The organism is Streptomyces sp. CB01373 (assembly GCF_002803075.1).
Taxonomy (GTDB): domain Bacteria; phylum Actinomycetota; class Actinomycetes; order Streptomycetales; family Streptomycetaceae; genus Streptomyces.
Map to the genome: position 1 here is coordinate 49671 of NZ_NNBK01000028.1, position 19147 is coordinate 68817.

At 72.6% G+C, this 19147-nt stretch carries 16 protein-coding genes; 10 read left to right on the forward strand and 6 right to left on the reverse strand.

The window, feature by feature from the left end:
• Positions 1–3: 3 nt before the first annotated feature.
• Both CG719_RS33535 and CG719_RS33540 read right to left on the reverse strand, forming a co-directional pair.
• Positions 4–1803 (reverse strand): glycoside hydrolase family 35 protein, encoded by a 1800-nt coding sequence (locus CG719_RS33535; RefSeq protein WP_100572512.1) that lies wholly within the window; start codon positions 1801–1803, stop codon positions 4–6.
• 139 nt (positions 1804–1942) lie between these two features.
• Complete coding sequence (locus CG719_RS33540; protein ID WP_100572477.1) at positions 1943–3205, reverse strand: DUF418 domain-containing protein; 1263 nt, start codon at positions 3203–3205, stop codon at positions 1943–1945.
• Positions 3206–3401: 196 nt separating this feature from the next.
• Between CG719_RS33540 and CG719_RS33545 the strand changes: the two genes are divergently transcribed.
• The gene (locus CG719_RS33545) at positions 3402–4070 is read left to right on the forward strand and encodes a response regulator (RefSeq protein WP_100572478.1); all 669 of its coding nucleotides are present in this window, start codon (positions 3402–3404) and stop codon (positions 4068–4070) included.
• Positions 4067–5179, forward strand: a complete 1113-nt coding sequence (locus CG719_RS33550) for a sensor histidine kinase (RefSeq protein ID WP_100572479.1) — start codon at positions 4067–4069, stop codon at positions 5177–5179. Before CG719_RS33545 ends, CG719_RS33550 begins: the two co-directional genes overlap by 4 nt.
• An 88-nt stretch (positions 5180–5267) precedes the next feature.
• Here CG719_RS33550 and CG719_RS33555 read toward each other — a convergent pair whose 3' ends face one another.
• The 4 genes from CG719_RS33555 to CG719_RS35625 all read right to left on the reverse strand — a co-directional run bounded on the left by CG719_RS33555 (position 5268) and on the right by CG719_RS35625 (position 9192).
• The gene (locus tag CG719_RS33555) at positions 5268–5894 is read right to left on the reverse strand and encodes a hypothetical protein (protein WP_100572480.1); all 627 of its coding nucleotides are present in this window, start codon (positions 5892–5894) and stop codon (positions 5268–5270) included.
• Between the two features lie 81 nt (positions 5895–5975).
• Complete coding sequence (locus CG719_RS33560) at positions 5976–7250, reverse strand: ATP-binding protein (protein WP_100572481.1); 1275 nt, start codon at positions 7248–7250, stop codon at positions 5976–5978.
• Between the two features lie 115 nt (positions 7251–7365).
• Positions 7366–8115 carry a class F sortase gene (locus CG719_RS33565; RefSeq protein ID WP_100572482.1) on the reverse strand — a complete coding sequence of 250 codons (750 nt, stop codon included), beginning with the start codon at positions 8113–8115 and terminating at the stop codon, positions 7366–7368.
• Between the two features lie 141 nt (positions 8116–8256).
• Entirely contained in the window at positions 8257–9192 is a 936-nt protein-coding gene (locus tag CG719_RS35625; protein WP_159025014.1) for a hypothetical protein, read from the reverse strand.
• Positions 9193–9945: 753 nt separating this feature from the next.
• On the opposite strand from CG719_RS35625, the gene CG719_RS33580 reads away from it, so the two are divergent.
• The 8 genes from CG719_RS33580 to CG719_RS33610 all read left to right on the forward strand — a co-directional run bounded on the left by CG719_RS33580 (position 9946) and on the right by CG719_RS33610 (position 19147).
• Complete coding sequence (locus CG719_RS33580) at positions 9946–11172, forward strand: FAD-dependent oxidoreductase (protein ID WP_100572485.1); 1227 nt, start codon at positions 9946–9948, stop codon at positions 11170–11172.
• Between the two features lie 359 nt (positions 11173–11531).
• Positions 11532–13010: a glutamate-cysteine ligase family protein gene (locus CG719_RS33585; protein WP_100572486.1), complete on the forward strand. Its 1479-nt coding sequence runs from the start codon at positions 11532–11534 to the stop codon at positions 13008–13010.
• 42 nt (positions 13011–13052) lie between these two features.
• Positions 13053–13190, forward strand: coding sequence for a hypothetical protein (locus tag CG719_RS35630; protein WP_159025015.1), 138 nt, complete (start codon positions 13053–13055; stop codon positions 13188–13190).
• A 143-nt stretch (positions 13191–13333) separates the two neighbouring features.
• Positions 13334–14365, forward strand: coding sequence for a hydroxyacid dehydrogenase (locus CG719_RS33590; RefSeq protein ID WP_100572487.1), 1032 nt, complete (start codon positions 13334–13336; stop codon positions 14363–14365).
• Positions 14362–16257, forward strand: coding sequence for a DUF2264 domain-containing protein (locus tag CG719_RS33595; protein WP_100572488.1), 1896 nt, complete (start codon positions 14362–14364; stop codon positions 16255–16257). Before CG719_RS33590 ends, CG719_RS33595 begins: the two co-directional genes overlap by 4 nt.
• Positions 16258–16728: 471 nt before the next feature.
• A complete protein-coding gene (locus tag CG719_RS33600; protein ID WP_100572489.1) occupies positions 16729–17931 on the forward strand; it encodes an ATP-binding protein in 1203 nt (400 codons plus the stop codon).
• Positions 17928–18773, forward strand: coding sequence for a roadblock/LC7 domain-containing protein (locus CG719_RS33605; RefSeq protein WP_234375890.1), 846 nt, complete (start codon positions 17928–17930; stop codon positions 18771–18773). The genes CG719_RS33600 and CG719_RS33605 overlap by 4 nt, the downstream gene beginning before the upstream one ends.
• Positions 18770–19147, forward strand: a complete 378-nt coding sequence (locus CG719_RS33610; RefSeq protein ID WP_100572490.1) for a DUF742 domain-containing protein — start codon at positions 18770–18772, stop codon at positions 19145–19147. Before CG719_RS33605 ends, CG719_RS33610 begins: the two co-directional genes overlap by 4 nt.

Here is a 19147-nt window from a genome sequence, read left to right on the forward strand (position 1 = left end):
CCGCTACGAGGTGAAGGTCTCGATGTACTCCTCGGGCTCCCCCAGCTCCGGCGCGTCGCGCAGTTCGATGTGCTCCCCCAGGCGTTCCAGCTCCAGCAGGGTGACGGTGTTCTCGCCCGGTACCAGGAGCGGCGCCGGGAGGTAGAGCGTCACCTGGGGGCCGATCTCCCAATACCGGCCGAGCAGGAAGCCGTTGATCCAGACGAACCCCTTGGCGAAGCCGGGGAGGGCCAGGAAGGTGTCCGCCCGTTCGTCCACCGTGAACCGTGCCGTGGCGAACCCGGCCGTGCCCCGCGGGTCGCCGGCGGCCGCCGCGCGGGCGACCTCCTCTCCGGACCACTCGTCCAGCGGCAGCGGGTGCGTCGTCCAGCCGTGGACCATCCGGCGTCCCACCCTGACATGGCCGAGGATGCCCTTGCCCTGTCCGAGGAGCGGGCCGTAGTTGATCCGCCCCTGGTTCTCGACGAGGAGTTCCAGCCGCACCCGCCGGCCCGTGCCCTGGAGGGTGAGCGTGCCGGTCTCCCGGTCGAGGATCCCGGCCGGGACGCCGTCGACGAAGACCTGGGCGCGGTCGTGCAGTCCGCTGACGGTCAGGTCGATGGCGCCTTCGGGGAGTTTCGGCTGCGCGCGGTGGAGCACCAGGCCGGAGGACTGTCCCAGCTCCTCGAAGGTCAGCGGGTGGGGTGAGTCCACCGGCCGGGACACGGCTTCAAGACCGTCCAGCAGTCCGGCGCCCCGGACGACCGGGACGACGCGGGGTGCCAGCAGCACGGGGTCGGCGGGCGCCGGCTGCTCCGGGCGGCCGGTCAGGGCGTTGAGCTGGTCACGCAGGGCGCGGAACTTCGGGGTGAGCCCGCCGTGTTCGGCGATCGGCGCGTCCGAGTCGTAGCTGGTCACGGTCGGCTGGACGGACTCGCCGTCGTGGTTGGAGCCCGCCCAGAGCCCGAAGTTGGTGCCGCCGTGCGCCATGTAGAGGCTGACCGAGCCACCGGCGTCGAGGATGTCGCCCAGCGTCCCCGCCGCGCTCCGCGGCGAGCGGACGTGGTGCCGCTCCCCCCAGTGGTCGAACCAGCCGTTCCAGAACTCCGCGCAGAAAAACGGCTCGCCGCGGCGGCGCTTGCGCAGCAGGGCGGCGGCCTCGGCCGCCTGGGAGCCGAACGTCGCGGCCGCGAGCTCCTCGGGCAGGGTGCCGCCGTCGAGCATCAGCTCGGTCGGGCCGTCGGCCGTGAAGAGCAGTTCGGTGATGCCGCGCTCCACCAGGGCGTCGCGGAGCCGACGCAGATACACGTGGTCGTCGCCGTAGCTGCCGTACTCGTTCTCGACCTGCACCGCGACAACGGGCCCGCCTTGCGCGGCCTGAAGGGCGGCGAGACGCGGGATCAACCGGTCGAACCAGCCCGCGACGGCGTCCGTGAAGGGGCCGTGGGAGGACCGCGGACGCATCCCCGGCGTGCCCGTCAGCCAGGCGGGCAGCCCTCCGTTGTCCCATTCGGCGCAGATGTACGGGCCGGGCCGCACGATCGCGTCCAGGCCGGCCTCCTGCGCGAGGCGCAGGAACCGTTCGACGTCGCGCCACCCGTCGAAGCTCGCCCGGCCCCGGTGCCGCTCGTGGAAGTTCCACGGCACATAGGTGTCGACCGTGTTCAGACCCAGGGCGGCCAGTCGTGCCAGCCGGTCCGCCCACTGCTCGGGGTGCACCCGGAAGTAGTGCAGCGACCCGGCGAGCACGCGGTGCGGACGGCCGTACCGCAGGAGCTCTCCGTCCGGGTGGGACAGGGCGGGCGCCGGCTGTTCCTCTCTCATGACGCGGTGGCGCGCGTCCGGCTTCTTCACGGCCGCTCCTTCGAGGTGGAGTACGGAGAACGGAACTCCGGCTCCGAGGATGCTAGCGATGCGGCGAGGACGGGGCGGCGCGATTGCGGCAGTCCGGCGGTGCCCGGCGCTACGGGACGTGCCGCGCCGGGCTGGTGGCCAGGTGGAGCAGGGACTCCAGGGGGCCGCGCCGGAACAGCCGGGTCCATACGGCGGCCAGCAGCACGGCGGCGGCGATGAAGGCGAGGAGCACGGGAAGGCCGGACATGCCGTCGTCGTCGATCGCGGCCACGTGGCAGACGTCCGAGAGGAACCACAGGGCGACGATGTGCAGGACGTACACGGTCAGCGCGATCATGCCGACCGCGGCGACGGGTCCGGCCGCGCGCGTGAGCCGTGGCAGCCGGTCGGCGACGGTCAGGCACACGGCCAACACCACCAGGGCCACGCCCGTGTTGCCGAGGATGGAGAACGTCGTCTCGCTGTGCGGCGCGGCCACCAGCAGCCAGGCGGGCGGGACGTGGTCCCCGGTGTCGCCGACCCGGTCGGACCACCACGCCGAGTTCGCCGAGCTGCCGTCCGTGGCGGCCGAGACGGCCGTCAGGGCGCGCGGGACCAGGCGCAGGGCCAGCCAGGAGCCGCCGTAGCCGAGCAGGGCGAGAGCGCCCCCGGCGGCGGCCAGCCGGGACCGGACACGAGGCCTGCCGAGGTCGAGCCGGGCCACCGCCATGCCCGCGACCAGGAACGGGATCCAGGCGAGGACCGGATACCCGCCGGTGAACAGCAGTCCGATGACGCCGTCCGTGCCGGTGATCCGGGCCAGCGGGTCCCGGGCTACGACCGCGTCCGCCCACTGCCCGTCCTCGATCGACTTCCGCACCACGAAGAGGATCTGGGGCAGGACCAGCGCACCCGCCGCGGCGATGAGCGCGAGGACCCCGGCCCGCAGCCGGTACAGCGGCAGGACGGCCAGGAAGAGCAGTCCGTAGAAGCTCAGGATCACGTCGACTCCGGTGCCCAGCGCGGTCAGGGCGTAGCCGAGCACCACGAGCACGACGGCGCGGATCACGACCCTGACCATGGCCTGGCGGCCGGCCCGCCCGGTCCGGGGGCGCGGCCGGCCGGTCAGGATGATCAGCGAGAAGCCGGCCAGCACCGCGAAGAGCGCGGAGGAGCGGCCCCGTGCCGTCTCCAGCACGAACCCCACAGGACCGCCCACGGTCACGTCGGGTCCGACGTGCGCCGAGTACATGCCGAAGACCGCGAGTCCCCGGGCGAGGTCGATGCCGATCAGCCGTCCCGTCGAGGGCGGCCCGGCGCGGGTGGCTGCGGGCTCGGCGCCCGGCCCGGACGGCGTCTGTGACGGCACGGCCGACGATGTGTTCTGCGTCATGTCCTCAGACTGTGCCAAATACCCGTCGTAACCCATATGCCACCTTTCCGGACGCACCCCCGCCGGTAGACCGTAGCCGCCCCGGCCGACCGGCCGTCACCGTCCCGCCGGTGGACGGGAGTACGCACGGTCCGCAAGCAGGCGGACGCTCTCCGTGATACAGATCGAGCGACGGGCTGCGACGAGCGGAGCGCACGTGATCCGGGTGGTGGTGGTCGACGACGAGGCCCTGGTCCGCGGGGGCTTCACGCACATCCTCAACGCGGCGGACGGCATCGAGGTCGTGGCGGCCGTGCACGGCGGGGAGGCGGTACGGGCGGTGCGCGAGTCGCACCCCGATGTCGTACTGCTGGACATCCGGATGCCGGACGTGGACGGGCTCATCGTCCTGGCCGACCTGCGGCGTCTGCCGGACCCTCCGGTGGTCGCCATGCTCACCACGTTCGACACCGACGAGTACGTGGCGACCGCGCTGCGCTCGGGAGCCGCCGGTTTCCTGCTCAAGGACACCGACCCCGAGCACCTGCCGTCCCTGGTGCGTGCCCTTGCCCAGGGCGGCACGGTGCTGTCCTCCACGGTCACCCGGACGGTGGTGGACGGCTACCTCAACAACGGTGTGCGCGAGCCGTCCGCCGTCCGGCTCACGGCCCGGCTGACCGAACGGGAGCGCGCCGTCCTCGTCCTCATGGCCGAAGGGCTCGCCAACACCGACATCGGCGCCCGGCTGCACCTGAGCACCGGCACTGTGAAGGGACATGTCAGCGCCGTACTCGGCAAGCTCGGGGTCGGCAGCCGCGTCGAGGCGGCGCTGATCGCCGAACGTGCGGGCCTGCTCCCGCCGTCGCGGGACGGCCGTAGCGGATGAGTCCGCGACGGCCGCAGCCCGCTCTGCTGGACGCCGCCCTGGTGCTGGCCTCGCTGGCCGACGCCGCGGTCCACGTCCGCGTCGAGCCGCGGGTGGCCACGGCCTGCGCGCTGCTCGCCGCCCTGGCCCTGGCCCTGCGCCGCCGGCTGCCCCTCACGACGTTCGTGCTGACGCTCCCGGCCACCCTGGTCAGCGAGGCGGTCATCGCCCCGATGGCCGCGCTGTACACGCTCTCCTCGCTCAGCCGCCACCGCCCGCTCCTGGCCGGCTGCGCCCTGGTCCACGCGGCCACGGACTTCCTGCCCTGGCCGTGGTCGTCCCTGAAGGCCGCCGAACTCACCCGCACCGGCAGCCTCTTCCACCTCAGCTACGCGCTGGCCACCGCCGCCGCGCCCGTCTTCCTGGGCCAGTTGGTGCAGGCCCGGCGCGATCTGTCGCTGCGGCTCGCCGAGATCTCCGAGGCCCGCGAGTACGAGCGGCTGCTGACCGCCCAGAGCGTCCTGGCGAAGGAACGCGCGCAGCTCGCCCGGGAGATGCACGACGTCGTGTCGCACCAGGTCAGCCTGATCGCCGTCCAGGCCGGGGCGCTCCAGGTGGCCGGCCCCGACCCCGGGACGCGCAAGGCCGCGGCGACCATCAGGCGGCTCAGTGTGGAGACGCTCGACGAGCTGCGGCACATGGTCAGCGTGCTGCGCGCCTCCGGCAGCCGCTCCACCGAACTCACCCCCCAGCCGTCCCTCGCCGACCTGCGGCGGCTGGTGGACGGCAGCGGCATCGAGGCGGAACTGAAGACGGACCTGCCCGAGGACCTCCCTCCCCCGGTCCAGCGCGCCGTCTACCGCACCGTGCAGGAGGCGCTGACCAACATCCGCAAACACGCGCCCGGCGCCAGGGCCACCGTCCGCGTCCAGCACAGCGGCGGCACCCTGCGCGCCACGGTCACCAACACCGCCCCCACCCGGCCGGCCCTCCCGCTGCCCAGCGCCCGGCACGGCCTGGCCGGCCTGCGCCAGCGCGCCGAACTCCTCGGCGGGACGGTCACCTCCGGCCCCACGGCCGACGGGGGCTACGAACTCCTCCTGGAGCTGCCGGCCGGCGACCCGTCATGACCACCCGCGGCCCGCGGGCACGTGCCGTGCTCCGGGCCGCACCGGTCGGCGCCTCACCGGCGCGCGGTAGCTCCCGGTGCGGCGGCCGTCAGGATCTCCAGCGCACATAGGACTTGAACACCGGGCCGGGCAGCAGGGCCGCGAGCCGGTCCTGGTTGCGGCGTGACAGGCCGGCGAACGCGCAGCCGACTGCCGGGGCGGCCAGCAGCGCGATGAGGACGGCGACCAGTGCCGCGTCGAGCGCGCTCTCCCTCTGGTAGCCGCCGAGGACCAGGGCGCGGACCCGGATCCGCCCTCCTGCCCTGCCCTCCGCCCAGTGCAGGGCCGCGGCCGTGTCGATGAGGCTTCCGTCCTCGGCGACGAACAGCCCGGAGCAGGTCGTGCCCTTGCCTCCCTTGCCGCTTCCCGCCGGATGGCACTCGCGGGCCGTGAACACGCCCGGGGTGCCCGCCCATCCCACCGCGGAGGCGGCGACCGTACCCAGCAGCACGATGCCGGCCAGGAAGACGGCGGACCCGCACCACCACAGGAGCCGCCGGAGCGGGGCGGCCGCGGGCGAGCCGGCCCGGTCGGCCAGTTTCCGCAGGGCCTGCTGCCGTTGCTCACCGGTGTGCCCCCAGGAGCCGGGCGCGCGGGAGGCGCCCGCGGCACCGGTCGCGGTCCCGCCGCGCCGCGCACGCCGGCGCAGCGCCGCCCTCTTGTGCGACCTCGCCACTACCCGCCTCCCGCCCGGCCGCGCCGTCCGTGGCGGCGCGCCGGCTTCGTCGTCCACGTCGGCCCGGCATCGTCGCCCGTCTCAGAGGCGACTGAACTTGTCGATGTCCTCCGTGAACTCCTCGATCGCCTGTGCGGTGAGCGTGGGCCGGGTGTCGGCGATGGCGTCGAGGTAGTCCTCGGTCGTGGCCGGGCGGCCCAGCCGCTGCGCGACCTCCCGCTCGAAGGCGGCCTGCGCGCCCTTGCGGGCGGCGAACACGATGTCCGCCGGAGTGAACAGCTCGCTGGCGGCGACCAGTTGGGCCACGTCCACCGGGTCGGCGGCCCGGAGGTAGCGGTCCCAGATCGCCGAGCGGGCCGTCGCGTCGGGGGGGCCGATCGGGATGACGTAGTCGAACCGGCCCGGTCGCAGGAACGCCGGGTCGAGGGAGCGCACCGAGTTCGTGGCGCAGACCAGCAGCCGGGAGTCGTGCTCGCGGAAGCCCGGGATGAGCTTCAGCAGTTCGTTGGTGACGCCGTGTCCCGGGTCCACCGCCACTCCGGACCGCACGCCGGCGATCTCCTCGACCTCGTCGATGAAGAGCAGCACCGAGTCCAGTTCCGCCAGGTCCGCGAACACCCCCCGCAACGCCGCCGCCAGCCCCTCGCTCGTGTCGGCGGCGAGCCGGGACGGGAAGATCTCCACGAACGGCCAGGCGAGCCGCGAGGCCACTGCCTTGGCGAAGCTGGTCTTCCCGGTGCCGGGCGGGCCGAAGAGGATGACACCCTTCGGCGGGGCGACGCCGTAGCGGTCGGCGAGCGCCGGCTCCGCCAGCGGGAGCACGACCCGTCGTTCCACGACCTGCTTCTCCCGTTCCATGCCGGCCATGGCGTCCCAGAGCCCCTCGGGAAGCATGCGGCCGCCCAGCTCCGTGAGGGCGCCGGCGTCGGAGGGTCCCTGCGGTTCGAGTTTCTCGTAGAAAACCAGGTCGTCCCGGAACCGGTAGCCGCAGTGCTCCAGGGCCGAGGTCCCGGCGGCGCCGGGGGGCAGCAGGGCGCTGATACGACGTACGCCCAGCGCCCTCAGGCGCCGTTCCAGTTCGGTGAGGAGGGCGCTGCCGATGCCGCGCCGGCGCCACCGTGCGGCGAGCGCCACCAGAAGGATCCAGCCGCGCTGCCCGCTCGCCCGGGCCGCGGCCATGCCGACGAGTTCGTCACCCACGACGGCGACCACGGCGTTCTGTCCGGCCCGGGCCTCGGCCATCACCTCCGAGACCGGGAAGACCGGTTCCTCGTCGGCCTGCCGGCTCTCCTCCCAGATCAGGATCGCCTGGTCCAGATCGTCGTCGTGATAGTCGCGCAGGTGCCATGCGGGCATCGCAACCACCTCACCGCTCCCGGCAGTCCATTGTCTCCGCCGGCACGCCGGGCGGCGAGCCGGGCGGGCCGGGGTGGGTGCGCGCCGCGCACTGGTACGCACCCTTCCCGGTTCCTCAGCCGGTGGAGCTCGTGTCGAGGTGGGCGAAGACGACCACGTTCTCCTCGTAGTCCTTGCTGATGCGGTTGAAGTTTCCGCCGCACGTGATCAGTCGCAGCTGGGGAGTCGTCGTGTCCGAGTAGACCTTGTCGTCGGGGAAGTCCGCCTTGCTGAAGGAGTCGAGGGAGTCGACCTTGAAGCGGGCGACGGTCCCGTCGGCGCGTGTGATGTTCACAGCGGCTCCGGGCTCGAGGGAGTCCAGCTCGGCGAAGACCGCGGGACCGGTCATGGTGTCCAGGTGACCCACGACGACCGACGCTCCGCGCTCACCGGGCGACGGTCCGCCCTGGAACCATCCGACCATGTTGGTGTCGTCGGCCGGCGGTGGGTTCAGCTGTCCCGAGGCGTTGAGGCTCAGGTTGGTGAAGGGCGCGTCCACCCCGATGTCCGGGATCGAGAGCCGTGTCGGTTGCGAGCGGGACAGTGACTTGTCGTCGGCTTCCGCGCCGGCGTTGGAGCCCGCGCTGGAGGGGGAACTGCTGCCGGCGTCGGCGCTCGGTTCGGCCGGCGCGGATGCCCGGGGGACGACGGCCGCCGGGCGGTGGGTGTGCTTGGGGTGCGCCACGGGCGCGGCGACCAGGGAGTTGTGGATGAGCACGATGCCCAGCCCGACCGCTGCCGCGGGCCACAGCAGGCGAAGCCGGTAACGACGCGTGGCGGGCTTGGTCCCGCTCTGCTCCGTCTGGGGCGGCTGCTGAGAAGCCATGGACGGTGCCTTTCGTCATTCAAGGGGTGGTACTGGCCGCGGGCGACGGTTGGGGTCGGCCGCCGCTGCCGCGGCCTGCGCTGCCCTCCTGGGGAGGTGACGCAGACCGCGGCAGCCCAGCGACAGGCAAGAGCAGCCCGATCAGGCCGCGGAAGGGTCCGACGCCTGACGGCGGCGGAGCATGTACGCACCGGCGCCCAGGCCGCCGAGCAGCAGCGCGGCCCCGAGGCCGAGGGTGGCGTTGGAGGACTCGGCCAGGCCGCCGCCTCCGGCGTGCACGCCACCGTGCGGCCGGTGCTCACGGTCCTCACGGCCCTCGCGACCCTCGCGACCCTCGCGGTGGTCACGGCCCTCGCGACCCTCACGACCCTCACGGTGGTCACGACCCTCGCCACGCTCGCCCTTCTCACGGCCACCGCGACCCTCGTCACGGTCACCACGGTCGTTGTCGGCGTTCATCATGGCCAGGGCACCGCCACCGGCGTGCACGCCACCGTGCGGCCCGTGCTCACGGCCCTCGCGACCCTCGCGGTGGTCACGGCCCTCGCGACCCTCACGACCCTCGCGGTGGTCACGACCCTCGCCACGCTCGCCCTTCTCACGGCCACCGCGACCCTCGTCACGGTCACCACGGTCGTTGTCGGCGTTCATCATGGCCAGGGCACCGCCACCGGCGTGCACGCCACCGTGCGGCCGGTGCTCACGGTGCTCACGGTGCTCACGGCCCTCACCGCGGCCCTCACCGCGGCCCTCACCGCGGCCCTCGCCACGGCCCTCGCCACGGCCCTCGCCGCCCTTGCCGCGGCCCTCGCCGCCCTTGTCACGGCCACCGCCGTTGTCGCGGCCACCGCCGTTGTCGCGGCCACCGCCGTTGTCGCCGCCGCCACCGTTGTCACGGCCACCGCGGCCTTCGTCGTTGCCGCCGTTGTCCCCGCCGGGGGCGCCGCCGTCGGCCTTGACGGCCTGATGCTGCGCGGAGGGGAGCGCGGCCTCGGTCAGCGCGCCCGCGGCAGGGGCGGAGAGCGTCACGGCCGCGGCCAGAGCCGCGGAGGTGAACAGAGTACGGGTGATACGCATGGGTGGTTCCTTCCGTCACGACTGCGAGAGCCGGCCCAACGCCCACTCAATCGGGAATCGCAGCGGCGACGTGATCACCTTCAGCGGAATCCTGACGCCCCACCACCTGAGCGTCGCATTCGGACTACTGACACCCCCTCCATACGTCCGCGCGAGGGACCGGACGCTGCCTCGGACACGGCTCTCCCCGCCTCGATCAGGAGGGGCCGAATCCCCTTGTTCCTGGCCGGTTTCCGGTGTCCTGAGCGGTCGGCGAGCCGCCCGCGCGCCGGGCGAACTCGTGCGGGGGTACGCGGCCCACGCCCGCCATCCGTATGGCCCGCAGCCGAACGGTGACCGCCCGCTGTCAGCGCCGAACTGCCATCCGTCTTTGGTAAACCCGCGCTCTGAATACGCAAAGAGGACACAAAGTGTGATGGAACCACACAAAGACCCGCCGTCGGTGCACCGTCCCGCGCGAGTCGCGCATCCGGAGCGTCGACGGCGACGGCATCGGCACCCGGATGCCGTGCGACGTGCGCCGAAGCATCCCCGAAGTCGCCTGCTCCCCTGCGCAGTTGAGTCTCCGGTGCGGTCAACCTCCACGGCGGGCGTTGCGGGTTGCGTGGAGACCGCGGCCGGTTCCGTGCTTCCAGGGCCGCACTTCCGGAGTCCGGTCGGCCCGGGCCGCGAAAAGGCGGTGCGCCCACCCCGCGGGGGAGTATAATATTCATCAGCCGGTGAATTACTGCTTTCCTGAGAGGCGGGGCCGTGATGGAGCGGACCACGTGTTGTGTGGTGGGAGGCGGACCCGCGGGCATGGTGTTCGCGCTGCTGCTGGCCAGGTCGGGCGTCGCCGTGACCGTGCTGGAGCAGCACGGCGACTTCCTGCGGGACTTCCGCGGCGACACCGTGCACCCGTCGACCTTGGCGCTGCTCGACGAGCTGGGTCTGGCCGAGCGCTTCGCACGGCTGCCCCAGCGCCGGGTGCGCACCGTCCAACTGCCCGCCGGCCCCGGCCGGTCGATGGTGACGGTCGCGGACCTCGCGGTGCTTCCCGGCCCGTACAACTACGTCGCGATGGTGCCCCAGTGGGACCTGCTCGACCTGCTCGTGGACGAGGCCCGGAGCGAGCCGTCCTTCGACGTGCGGATGAACACCGAGGCCACCTCCTTCCTGATCGAACGCGACCGGGTCACCGGGGTGCGCTACCGCACCTCCGACGGCCGCACCGGTGAACTGCGCGCGGTCCTCACGGTCGCGTGCGACGGCCGCGGATCGCTGGCCCGCTCGCGACCGGAACTGGGGCTGCGGCGTTTCGACTGCCCGATGGACGCCTGGTGGTTCCGGCTGCCGCGGCACGAGGGCGACCCGAGCGGCCTGGTCGGCGGCGCGGGCGACCGCTTCCTGACCGCGATGATCGACCGCGGGTCGTACTGGCAGTGCGCCGCGCTCATCCCCAAGGGCACCGATGCGGAGCGCCGCGCCGCCGGGATCGACCGCTTTCTGACCGACTTCGCCGCCGCCGTGCCCTGGGCGGCGGACCGCACGCACACCCTGCGCTCCTGGGACGAGGTCAAGCTCCTGGACGTGCGGCTGGACCGGCTGCGCCGCTGGCACCGTCCGGGGCTGCTGTGCATCGGCGACGCCGCGCACGCGATGTCCCCGGTCTTCGGCATCGGCATCAACCTCGCCGTGCAGGACGCCGTCGCCGCCGCCCGGCACCTGGTCGAGCCGCTGCGCCGGGGGACCGTGGGGCTGCGCGACGTACGCGCAGTGCAGCGCCGCCGCCGTCCGACCACCGTCGTGACGCAGACGCTGCAACGGGCCGCCCACGCCGGGTTCATCGCACCCGTCCTCCGGGGGCGGCAGCCTCTCGGCACCAGCGGCCTGCTCATCGGATCCCGGCTGGGCCGGCGCCTGCCGGCGTACTTCTTCGCCTACGGCGCACTGCGCGAGCGCCCACCGGAGAGCGCGCTCCGCGGCCCCGGGCGGCCGTGAGGCCGTGGGGCCGGGCGACCGCCAGCCCTCGGGGGCCGACGGCCATCGGGCCTCGGGCCCCTGGCGCTCGCGAGGCCGACGGGTGCGGCGGCGGCGGAACCCGAGGGTTCGGCGCGCGTGTCGGTCGCCGCCTCCGTGCGGCCTGTAACGGATCCACGCCCGGGTCGAGCGGCCCGCCGGGACAGGGGCCCCGCCCGGACACGAGAACCTCCCGGGCACCGGGGCCGGCCGGAGCGCCCCTGGTGGGCCCGCTCCGGATGCGCGGTGCGCGGGCCCTCGCGTCCTCGCCTGGTCAGGGTCGCCCGGTGGTGCGACGCTGGGGTGGTGAGGTGTCCGAGGAGGGGGTTCCGGGAGGGCCGATGGGACGTGACGTCCCGGCGCTGGTCTTCACCCGCGAGGACCGCCGCCGGTACCGGATCAAGATGCAGAAGTGCCTCGACGCGTTCGCGCAGATGCTGCGCGAGTCCCGGTTCGAGTCCGAGCGCCCCCAGGTGGGGCTGGAGATCGAGCTGAACCTGGGCGACGACGGGGCCGAACCCGCGATGCGCAACAGCGACGTGCTGGAGGCCATCGCCGACCCCGCCTGGTCGACCGAGCTGGGCCGGTTCAACCTGGAGATCAACATCCCGCCGAGGCGGCTGACCGAGGGCGGTCCCGACGCCTGGGAGTCCGAGATCCGCGCCGCGCTGAACCACGCGGAGGACCGCGCCGGTTCCGTCGGCGCGCATCTGATCATGGTCGGCATCCTGCCCACGCTGCGGCAGGAGGACGTGGGCGAGGCGGCACTGTCGGAGAATCCCCGCTACCGGCTGCTCAACGACCAGGTCTTCGCGGCCCGGGGCGAGGATCTGCACATCGAGGTGGACGGCGTGGACCGGCTGCGGACCTACGCGGACACGATCACTCCCGAGGCCGCGTGCACCAGTACCCAGTTCCATCTCCAGGTCTCCCCCGACGAGTTCGCCGGCTACTGGAACGCGGCGCAGGCGATCGCCGGCGTCCAGGTCGCGCTGGCCGCCAACTCGCCGTTCCTGTTCGGCAAGGAACTGTGGCACGAGACCCGTATCCCGCTGTTCGAGCAGGCCACCGACACCCGCCCGGAAGAGATCAAGGTGCAGGGGGTACGGCCCCGGGTGTGGTTCGGCGAGCGGTGGATCAACAGCGTCTTCGACCTCTTCGAGGAGAACCTGCGCTACTTCCCGGCGCTGCTGCCGCTGTGCGACGAGCAGGACCCCGCGGAGACCCTGGACCGGGGCGACGTCCCGGAACTGGGCGAACTCACCCTGCACAACGGCACGATCTACCGCTGGAACCGCCCCGTCTACGCCATCTCCCACGACAAGCCGCACGTGCGGGTGGAGAACCGGGTGCTGCCCGCCGGGCCGACCGTCGCCGACACGCTCGCCAACGGCGCCTTCTACTACGGGCTCACGCGTGCCCTGGTGGAGGAGGACCGCCCGGTGTGGTCGCGGATGTCCTTCTCGGCCGCCGAGGAGAACCTGCACACCGCGGCGCGGCACGGCATGGAGGCACGGCTGTACTGGCCCGGCATGGGCGAGGTGCCGGTGCCCGAACTCGTGCTGCGGCGGCTGCTCCCGCTGGCCCACCAGGGATTGGAGCAGTCGGGCATGGACGACGCCTGGCGCGAGCCGCTGCTCGGCATCATCGAGCAGCGGTGCGTCACCGGACGCAACGGCGCGATCTGGCAGAAGGAGATGTTCCACCACATCGACGCCACCACCCACTGCGGCCGGCACGAGGCCCTGCGGCGCATGACGCAGCAGTACGTCGACTACATGCATCTCAACGCCCCTGGACACACATGGCCGGTCGAATGACGGGACCGCCCCGACCGTAGTCGCGCCGACGGGTTCGGGCGGATGGCGCCCTGTGTCCTGTGCGCGGGCCGGATGGTGTCCGCCGCGACGCACGCGTCCCTGTGGTCCCGGGCCGGATCCCACGCCCCGGTCGTCACGCTGGCCGAGGAGCGCCTGTATCCGGGGAGCCTCGTCCTGTAGACGTGGAACGGCTCTGCCCGCTTCCCGTCCGCATCCTACCCGGTGGTGATCATGGGCTTTCAACTCGCTGTGTCCGCGCCCGTCCTCGGCCTCTCGTGGCACAAGTGCCCCTGGCGCGAGGCCCCGACGGCGGGAGCCGCCCGATGACCGGCGACGGACCGGGCCCCGGCTTCCGGCCTCGGGCCGCGCTGGCGATGTCGCCGGACGCCGCCGCGGCGGTCCTCGACGCCGCGGCGCTCGACACGCTCCGCGCGATCTGCGACCTCGCGCCCCTGCCCGTGCTCGACGACCTCACCACCGCGCGGGCCCGCTCCGTGCTCGCCGACGTGGACCTGCTGGTCACCGGCTGGGGCTGCCCGCCCCTGGACGCGGCCGCGCTGGCCGCGGCGCCCCGGCTGCGGGCCGTCGTGCACACGGCGGGCAGCGTACGCGGCCACGTCACCGAGGCCTGCTGGGAGCGGGGCATCGAGGTGTCCTCCGCCGCGGCCGCCAACGCCGTCCCGGTGGCCGAGTACACGCTCGGCATGATCCTGCTCACCGGGAAGCACGTACGGGAACGCGCCCGCGAGTACCGTGACCGCCGCACCCGCGGGAACTGGCTGCGCACCCCGGTCCGCGTCGGCAACTACGGCCGCACCGTGGGCATCGTGTCGGCCTCGCTCGTCGGCCGCCTGGTCATCGAGCTGCTGCGCCCGCACGACTTCGAGGTGCTGCTGTACGACCCGTACGTCGACGCGGACCAGGCAGCCGGACTCGGCGTGGAGGCGGTGGGGTTGGCGGAGCTGTTCGCCCGCTGCGACACCGTCAGCGTGCACACCCCGCTGCTGCCCGAGACCCGCGGTCTGATCGGCCGGGCCCTGCTCGGCTCCATGCCGGACGGCGCCGTACTGATCAACACCGCGCGCGGCGCCGTCGTCGACCAGGCGGCGCTCACCGAGGCCGTCCTCGCCGGCCGCATCCGCGCCGTCCTCGATGTCACCGAGCCCGAAGTGCTGCCCGCCGACCACCCGTTGTGGGACTGCGAGCACGCGCTCCTGACCCCGCACCTCGCCGGATCCGAGGGCAACGAGTGGCGGCGCCTGGCCGAACTGGCCCTCGCCGAGACCGCCCGCTGGGCCTCGGGCACCGGCTTCCACCATCCCGTACGACGCGAAAGGCTGGCCTTCCTCGCATGAGCATTCCTCTCGAACTCCCGGCCGAGGACCGCGCGTCGAGCCCGTACACCGGCTACACCCGGGCCCACTGGGAAGCGGTGGCGGACGGTCTGACGACGGCGGCGTGGCGGTGGAGCACCCCCGGCGACGCCCTGCTCGACCTGCCTGGGCGGCCCTCCCGTTCGGGAACGCGGTCCGACGGCCTGGAGGGGTATGCCCGTACCTTTCTCGCCACCGCCTTCCGTGTGGCCGGTGCCGGCGGGGACGACCCGCACGGCCTGCTGGAGCGCTACGCGCGCGGCCTCGCCGCGGGCACCCTTACGCCCGGCCGCGACGACACGGAGTCCTGGCCGGTGATCCTCGGCCACCATGTGCAGGGCCAGCCGATGGTCGAGTCGGCGTCGGTCGCGCTCGGCCTGCGGCTGACCGCGCCCTGGCTGTGGAAGCACCTCGACGACGGCGTACGGGACCGGGCCGAGGCCTGGCTGCGCGGGGCGCTGCGGCACACGCCCGCGCCGAACAACTGGTACCTGTTCCCGTTCACCGTCGCGGGGTTCCTCGAGTCGGTGGGGCGCGGCGACGCGGAGACCGCCCGGGCCCGGGAGCGCGCGCTGGAGCTGCTGGAGGGCTGGTACGCGGGCGACGGCTGGTACTCCGACGGCGACGGCCGCGCCTTCGACCACTACAACGGCTGGGCGCTGCACCTGTATCCGGTGCTCGACGCCCACCTCGGCGGCGACCGCGCGCTCCTCGCCCGCTACGGCGACCGGCTGCGCGCGCATCTGGAGAGCTTCTCCCTGATGTTCGGCGGGGACGGCGCTCCGGTGCACTACGGGCGCTCGCTCACGTACCGTTTCGCCGCTTCGGCGGCGGTCGGGCTCGGCGCCGTGACCGGTCGCACGCCGCTGGCTCCGGGCACCTCGCGCCGGCTCGTGAGCGGCTGCCTGCGGTACTTCCTGGACCGGGGCGCGCTGACCGATGACGGTCTGCTGAGCCTGGGCTGGCACGGTCCGCACGCGGCCACGCTGCAGGCGTATTCGGGGCCGTCCTCACCGTACTGGGCGTCGAAGGCGTTCGTGTCGCTCCTCGCGCCGGCCTCCCATCCGCTGTGGACGGCGGTGGAGTCGCCCGCACCGGTGGAGGAGGCCGACCGGGTGCTCGCCCTGCCGGCAGCCGGGCTGCTGGTGCAGGCGACCCGAGCCGACGGGATCGTACGGCTGCACAACCACGGCAGCGACCACGTCCGTCCGCACGTGGGCGAGACGGAGGCCGGCGACGACCCGCACTACGCGCGTCAGGCGTACTCGACCCGGACCGGTCCGACGGCGCCCGGGAACGTCGCGGACAACCACCTGTCGGTGGATGTGGACGGCCGGCCCAGCACCCGTCGCCGGATCCACCCGCTGGGTGCCGGCCACGGCGACGGCTGGGGCTGGGCGGCGTCCTGGCACCGGCCCGTCTTCGTCACCGGGCCCCCGATGGTGCCGGGCCTGCGGGTGGAGAGCGTCACGGTGGCATACGGACGTCATGAGCTCCGGGTGCACCGGGTGATCGGAGCCCCGGGCAATTCCCGCGTCACGCACACGGGTTGGGCCACCGGGCCGGAGCAGGACGTGGTGTCGGCGCTGTCCGGGCTGCACGGCTGGGACCCCTCCCCCGGCACGGTCCGCGCACCCCGGGGCACCGCCTGGACCCGGTGGGCCGAGGTGCCGCGCCTCACGGGACCGGCCAAGGGCACCAGTGTGCACGTCGCGCTCGCCGCACTGACCGCCGAGCCCGATCCCGTGCCCCTGGCGGAGGCGGTGTCCCGGTGCGTGGCCGACGAGAGGGGCGTCGAAGTGATCTGGGCCGACGGTGCCCGCACCCGGGTCGCCTTCGATCCGCCGGCCGTGTCGCACGAGGGGAACCGTTGAGCATCCCGAAGGCGTCCTTGCGTAATGACCCGTGGGCGTGCGCGCAGCCGTCTGTGAAAAAAGCGGTGCGGGGTTGTGAGCGTGTGGTGCCCCTCCGCGTGACGGTCCGTCAGATTGCAGCGGGGCATGGGGACTTGGCCGCATAAATCGTAGATATCGCGCAATCCGCCTCATGTAGCGAACTCATAACGGTTAACGGGCGGCCCGCGGGAAGCAAGACCCGCGCATATCAGGGCGCGGCCAAGTGGCCAACGGCGTCGGGCACTTGCTCTCCGGGACCTGCAGAGGGTGCCCTAACCGAGTGATAGCATCCCCGCGTCCGTGACCTTGGTCCACTCGGCTCGGGCACTGCATTGAGGTCGGCCTGTTCTCAACGCAACAGCCGTAGGGTCGTTCCGAGCGGTTGTGCCGCGGACTTCCACGAGGCGCCACCCACCCACGGCTGCAGGCTAAACGCCAGGAAAGGTTTCCATGAATCGAGACGCACTTGTTTGGTGCCTGGTTGCCGCGGTGGTGCTCGCCGTCGCCGCGGTCCTGGTGCTCTATCGTCGAAATAATGCCATCACGACGAAAAAGAGCCAGGCCGAGGCCGCCTACACGCAGAAGCTGAGCGAGGCCGAGGGGCAACTTGCCACGGTGTGGCAGGAATTGCAGCGCCACAAGGCCGAGCACGACCAGACCATCCGCGAGGCCGAAGAAGGGGCCGAGGAAAGCACCAAGGCCGTCCTCAAGGGCTCCGCGCGCTTTCTCCAGAGCCTTGCGGCCGAGCAGTTGACACTTCTTGAGGAAATTACACGGAAGTACGGCGGTCACGCCGTACTCGGTGATCTGCTGGAGGTGAACCACGCCAACGCGCAAATGGCGCGGAAGGCTCAGGGCATTGCGGTGATGTGCGGTGCGCCGCTGGGTCGCCGCAGTAAGCCGGCGAGCGTTTATGACGTGGTGCGCAGCGCGCAGGGACAAATTCGCAACTTCCGCCGTGTCGAAATCATGCAGCAGAGCGGTTTCGCGTTGAAGGCGTCCGCGGTCTCGCCGGTCGCTCTCGCCGTCGCGGAACTCCTCGACAACGCGGCCAGCTTCTCCCAGCAGGGTTCGCCGATCGAGGTGACCTTCCAGCGGGTGCAGAAGAACCTGTGCATCGTCATCGACGACGCCGGTGTCGGCATGAACGACGAGGACCGGCAGAAGGCTTCCACCCTGCTGTCCGGCGAGTTCCGCCCCCGGCTGTCCCACCTGGGCAACCAGCCGAAGTTCGGTTTCCCCGTCATCGGCCTGCTCGCCCAGCAGTACGGGTTCCGGGTGGACGTCACCGGCATCTCCCGCTACGGCGGCGTCCGCGCGGTCGTCCTGCTGCCCGAGGAGCTGTGGACCGAGGAGGAGATCGCGCCCGCCGAGGTCTCCCAGGTCAGCCCGATCCGCAGTGCGACGGGCCGGTCCGAGGCCGGGACGCGCACCGCGCACGGTCTGCCCAAGCGCGGGGCGCGCCAGGTGCCCATAGCCAGTGTTCCCGACGCCGCTCCCGACCGTGTTCCCGCCGACGACGACTCGGCGCGGCCCGTCGCGCCGGCGGACGAAGCCGGCCGCTCCGGCCGAAGCCTGGGAGCCTTCCAGCGCGGCACACTCTCGGGCCGGAACCTCTCCGCGGCTCCGATCGAAGGGTCCGATAACGCATGACCAACGACCTGTCGTGGATGCTCGAGGACATCGTGAGCAACGTGCCGAAGGCGCGGCACGCTGTTCTGCTGTCCGCAGACGGTCTTCCCCGCGGCGCTACCGACGGGATGTCGGAGAAGGACGTGCGCACCATATCCGCCGCCATGGCGGGGATGCAGGCACTGAGCCGGGCGACCTCCCACTTCGCCGGTCCGGGCGAGGACAGGCAGTGGAACCAGACGATCATCGAGTTCTCCCACGGCTGGATCTTCCTGATCGGGGCGGGGCAGGGTGCCTACCTCGCCGCGGCCGCGGCGCCCGACGTCGACATGCAGCAGATCTCCTTCCGCATGCACCGGCTCGTCGCCAGGCTCGGCAACAACCTCACCTCGCCTCCCCGGGTCAACGCGGAGGCCTCGGCGGAGCGTTCCGGCCGTGCCGGGAGCCAGATGGGCGACAGGCGGGGAACCGGCGTTCTGATCGCCGACCTGGACGAGGCGGTCAACCAGGTGCGGGGCGCCCGTCACGCGGTGCTGCTGGGCGCCGACGGCCTGCCCCGCGGTGCCACCACGGGCATGAGCCAGGACCTGGCGGACACGATCTCGGCGGCCATGACCGGCATCCACGCCTACAGCCGCGCCACCTCGCAGTTCGCCGGGGTGCACGAGCACGCCAAGTGGCGGCAGACGGTGATCGAGTTCCAGCACGGCTGGATCTTCCTGATCTCGGCCGGTCAGGGCGCCTTCCTGGCCGCGGCGGCCGACCACGAGGCCGACATCGAGGAGTTCACGACCCGGCTGCACCAGGTGGTGCCCCGGCTGAGCGAGCATCTGTCACCACAAGGGGCGGTGAGCAGCAAGTGAGCGATGAGCCCGATCTCGAGCTGACCTCGGCCTTAGTGCCTCTGTTCGTGGTCACGAACGGGCGTTCCCTGCCCCCGGACCACGCCTACGAGCGCACCACCCTGGTGTCCGCGGAGGACGGCGTCTCCGCCGCCGGCCGCATGCTTTCCCCGGAGGCGGGCCAGGTTCTGGAGATGGTCACGGACGGTTTTCTGTCCGTCGCGGAAGTGGCCGCCCATACTCACCTGCCGCTGGGGATCGTCCGGATTCTTCTGGCGGAGTTGGAGGACGGCGGCCTCATCATCACGAGGAAGCCCGTCCCCCGTGCCGAACGTGTCGATCGGGAAATCCTCAGCGCGGTACTCGATGGCCTCAAAGCCCGATTCGGAGCGTGA

Excerpts from the sequence above, each read along its gene's own strand:
- CG719_RS33535 (WP_100572512.1), bottom strand. The coding sequence starts at position 1,803 with ATGAGAGAGGAACAGCCGGCGCCCGCCCTGTCCCACCCGGACGGAGAG.
- CG719_RS33540 (WP_100572477.1), bottom strand. The coding sequence starts at position 3,205 with ATGACGCAGAACACATCGTCGGCCGTGCCGTCACAGACGCCGTCCGGG.
- CG719_RS33550 (WP_100572479.1), top strand. The coding sequence starts at position 4,067 with ATGAGTCCGCGACGGCCGCAGCCCGCTCTGCTGGACGCCGCCCTGGTG.
- CG719_RS33560 (WP_100572481.1), bottom strand. The coding sequence starts at position 7,250 with ATGCCCGCATGGCACCTGCGCGACTATCACGACGACGATCTGGACCAG.
- CG719_RS33565 (WP_100572482.1), bottom strand. The coding sequence starts at position 8,115 with ATGGCTTCTCAGCAGCCGCCCCAGACGGAGCAGAGCGGGACCAAGCCC.
- CG719_RS35625 (WP_159025014.1), bottom strand. The coding sequence starts at position 9,192 with ATGCGTATCACCCGTACTCTGTTCACCTCCGCGGCTCTGGCCGCGGCC.
- CG719_RS33580 (WP_100572485.1), top strand. The coding sequence starts at position 9,946 with ATGGAGCGGACCACGTGTTGTGTGGTGGGAGGCGGACCCGCGGGCATG.
- CG719_RS33585 (WP_100572486.1), top strand. The coding sequence starts at position 11,532 with ATGGGACGTGACGTCCCGGCGCTGGTCTTCACCCGCGAGGACCGCCGC.
- CG719_RS35630 (WP_159025015.1), top strand. The coding sequence starts at position 13,053 with ATGGCGCCCTGTGTCCTGTGCGCGGGCCGGATGGTGTCCGCCGCGACG.
- CG719_RS33590 (WP_100572487.1), top strand. The coding sequence starts at position 13,334 with ATGACCGGCGACGGACCGGGCCCCGGCTTCCGGCCTCGGGCCGCGCTG.
- CG719_RS33595 (WP_100572488.1), top strand. The coding sequence starts at position 14,362 with ATGAGCATTCCTCTCGAACTCCCGGCCGAGGACCGCGCGTCGAGCCCG.
- CG719_RS33600 (WP_100572489.1), top strand. The coding sequence starts at position 16,729 with ATGAATCGAGACGCACTTGTTTGGTGCCTGGTTGCCGCGGTGGTGCTC.
- CG719_RS33605 (WP_234375890.1), top strand. The coding sequence starts at position 17,928 with ATGACCAACGACCTGTCGTGGATGCTCGAGGACATCGTGAGCAACGTG.